Annotated in this window: 2 protein-coding genes and 2 pseudogenes; 3 read left to right on the top strand and 1 reads right to left on the bottom strand. The window is 70.0% G+C overall.

Features of this window, described 5'->3' with window-relative positions:
* Nucleotides 1-625 precede the first annotated feature (625 nt).
* The 3 genes and pseudogenes from GT030_RS25865 to GT030_RS36755 form a co-directional block, all read left to right on the top strand.
* Nucleotides 626-1,357 carry a peptidoglycan-binding protein gene (locus tag GT030_RS25865; RefSeq protein WP_202460566.1) on the top strand — a complete coding sequence of 244 codons (732 nt, stop codon included), beginning with the start codon at nt 626-628 and terminating at the stop codon, nt 1,355-1,357.
* Nucleotides 1,354-2,223 (top strand): XRE family transcriptional regulator, encoded by an 870-nt coding sequence (locus tag GT030_RS25860; protein WP_161203171.1) that lies wholly within the window; start codon nt 1,354-1,356, stop codon nt 2,221-2,223. Before GT030_RS25865 ends, GT030_RS25860 begins: the two co-directional genes overlap by 4 nt.
* 95 nt (nt 2,224-2,318) lie before the next feature.
* Nucleotides 2,319-2,603: pseudogene (locus tag GT030_RS36755) on the top strand (hypothetical protein); the annotation flags it as partial.
* Between the two features lie 262 nt (nt 2,604-2,865).
* On the opposite strand, the pseudogene GT030_RS25855 reads toward GT030_RS36755, so the two are convergent.
* Nucleotides 2,866-3,192: pseudogene (locus GT030_RS25855) on the bottom strand (XRE family transcriptional regulator); the annotation flags it as partial.

The raw sequence follows: 3,192 nt of genomic DNA, 5'->3' as shown, positions 1-3,192 counted from the left end.
CCCCCTTGGCGATGGTGCTGGGCGGCGTCGCCGCCGCGGCGGCCGGGGCGAGCAGGGAGCCCACACCGAGGGCAGCGGTTGCCGCGAGCAGGCCGGCCCGCGCGCTGACGATCCTGATCCGCATGTCATGTTCCTTTCGTGAGTGATGGGGGCGGCGCGGGGTGGACCGCGCCGCCCGATGTGCATCACCGAGATTGCTGGACCTTCCCGATCCACGGACAGCGATCGCGGCCGGCTGAGGCATGGATGGGACGTCCCATGCTCTGACCTGCTGGGACGTCGCTGGGCAGGACGTGGCGCCGGGACATCCTCGGACCGGGTGGGCGGGGAGAAGCCCGTGCCAGCACGTCGGTGCCAACGAAACGGCCAGGCGCTACGCGGCTGCGGCCCGCGGCGCGGCGTCGACGCGGCGCCGCCCATCGCCTGGGCCGGCAGGCGGTGCCTTACTCCTCGGTACCGGGCCAGGGACACCGGCTCGGTTCCCGAGCCGCCGAAGTGAGCCGGCTGTCCGAAAGGGGTGCACGGCGGCGCGCGGAACGATAACCGAGGACCTTGCCATGGCGTATAACACCACCCAGGAGGCACGCAGTAGGTCTTCGGTTCCTGAACGCGGATGGGGTGGAACATGTCGCGTTGGAAGGCGTTACCCGATTCCCTTGACGACCGTGTGCAGCAGCTGGTCGTCCAACTGCGGCGGCTGAAGGACCGCAGCGGACTGAGCCTGTCGTCGATGGCGTCCAAGACCGGCTACAGCCGGTCCTCCTGGGAGCGCTACCTCAACGGAAAGGCGCTGGCGCCGCGACAGGCCGTGGAAGAACTGGCGCGGGTGGGCGGTGCGGAGCCGACGAGGCTCCTCGTGCTCCATGAACTTGCGCAAGAGGCGTGGCAGAGAGACGACGCGATGGCCGAAGCTGCTGCCGCGCCGACGCGCGGCGTCGGCGCACGCCGGGCGGCGCCGATCGGTGTCCTCACCGCTGTGCTACTCGGCGCACTGGTCGTCGGCCTGCTGGTGGTAACGCCCTGGACCGGCCACAGGGACAGTGGAAAGGACACGGCCGCCACGGCCCATGGCGTTTACGCCTACAAGCCGGGAAGGACCTACCCCTGCGCGGTCGAACGGAAGAACGGACAACGGTACGCGGGCTACAGCACCACCCGCACCGCCGTGCTGAGCCAGCCGGGGTGGGACGTAGTGGAGGCCCAGTGCCTGTTGCGCTACTGGGGTTTCGATCCAGGTGGCGTGGACGGCGTCTATGGGGAGCTGACGAGGCGGGCCGTCAAGCGGCTACAGGAGAAGGCCGGACTTGCGACGGACGGCCTGGTGGGCCCGCAGACCTGGAAGGTGCTTCGGAGGTGAAGGACGCCGCACCGGGCACCGCAGCGTTGGCGTGTGCACGGCTTGCTCAGGAGTTGAGCCGGCTGAGGATGCGTACGGGCCTGAGCATGGCTGCATTGGCCAAGGAAACCGCATACAGCAAGTCCTCCTGGGAGCGCTACCTCAATGGCAAGCAATTGCCTGCGCGCCAGGCCGTCGAGGCGCTGTGTACAAGGGCGCAGGAGCCGCCCGAGCGGCTGCTGGCCCTGTGGGAACTGGCTGATCTGGAGTGGAGCGGGCGGGCCCGGAAGGCAGCGCGCCCGGCCGCCGGGGGGTCAGCAGCGCAGCCGGACAGCGACCGGCTCGGCCAGGGCGGTCTGTCCGCCGGCCGTGCTGGAGGGAATAGGGACGGTGCCGCGCGCACCACGCTGCGTGTGCGGGCGGTCGTCGCTGCCGTGTGTGTGGTCGGCCTGGCCTCGGTGGTGGGGGTGGTCGGGCTCTCCACCGGGGTCGGCAAGTCCGCAAGGCGGGCCTCACCCCCCTCAGTGCCCGGCCCTGGATGTCACGCACAGACGTGCACGGGCAAGAGCCCCCAGCTGATGGGCTGCGGCATCCCCGGGCGGGTCCACACACTGGGCTCCCAGCGCACCGCCTCCACCGGTGCACGCTTCGAAGTCAGGTACAGCGCGCAGTGCGGTGCCGCATGGGCGCGTATGTGGCGCTCACATACCGGTGACGTGTTGGAGGTATCGGTCCCCAACAGTTCGCCGCAACGGGTCCGAGCCGCCGACAAAAACGACGACGAGGGTTACCTGTTCACCCCCATGATCGGCGCGGGTGATCTCGCCGGTCTTCGAGTGTGTTTCGAACCGGCGGGCACCGGGAGCAAGGAGTGTTTCCCGCGCTGACCGACTCCGGTGGAGTCGTACGCAGGATGTGCGGGGCGGGCTGGCGGTCAGTGAGTGAGCCGGCGCCGATGCGTCGGCCCCGCGCGGTGGTCGGTGTGCGGGGTCGCGATCCATGCAGGGAACTCACCCCGAACGGGCATAGCTTCGCCCTGGGCCGCCACCAGCAGACCACCGCACGGCCCTCCCTCATCGCCATCGGACCCGCCTCAGCCGGGAAACCCACCGCCCTGCTGAACGTCGGCCGCGCCTGCCACCTCGCCCACACACGCAAAAACCCGCCCACGCCCGGGTCAGCCCACAACGCGGCACCCGTGGCGTACGTCCTGGCCCCGCCCGGAGCCACTGCGAAAACCCTCATCACCGAGTTCGCGAGGGGCCTGGAGAGGCATCAGCCGACGTCCCACAGCAGGTGACGTGCGGTGAGCACACCGTCCGTGCGGCTCAGCCGCCCTCCTTCGCAAAGGCCCCCAGTCCACGCTCGCACGGTGGGCAATCAGCAGCACTGCCGAATAGGCCGATCGGGTTCTGGGCCATGTGCGGCATCCCTGGCGCCGCACTCTGTCGTGCCACTCTCCTGCCAGAACGGACGGGGACTCAGGCCCGGACCAGCTGGTCCGGGCCTCACGGCTGTTCGGGGAGCAGTTACAGGTCGAACTCCAGGTGTTCGATGTCCGTGAACCGGACCTCTTCCAGGCTGCCGGCGCGGCGGCCGCCGTCCTGGAAGTAGACCTGCTTGAGCGCTTCGGCCGCGATCTCCTGTAGCTGCTGGTCGCTGGCGCCGGCCTCCTGCGCGTCGAAGAGTCGGGCGGCGTACTGCGGGGGCAGGGCGACGGTAAGGTGCCGGATGCGGTCCTGGTCTGTCGACCCGATCGGCGCGGTGTAACCGAGGCGGGCGCGGGTGTCGATGACGATACCGCCGGTGGTCGCCGCCTTCTGCCGGGCCTTGGCCCGGATCTGCGGCTGCCACCG

Origin of the sequence: Streptomyces sp. SID1328 (assembly GCF_009865595.1) — a bacterium.
GTDB classification, from domain to species: domain Bacteria; phylum Actinomycetota; class Actinomycetes; order Streptomycetales; family Streptomycetaceae; genus Streptomyces; species Streptomyces griseoluteus.
The sequence above is the reverse complement of the archived record's forward strand: the minus strand, read 5'-3'. Positions and strand labels throughout refer to the sequence as shown.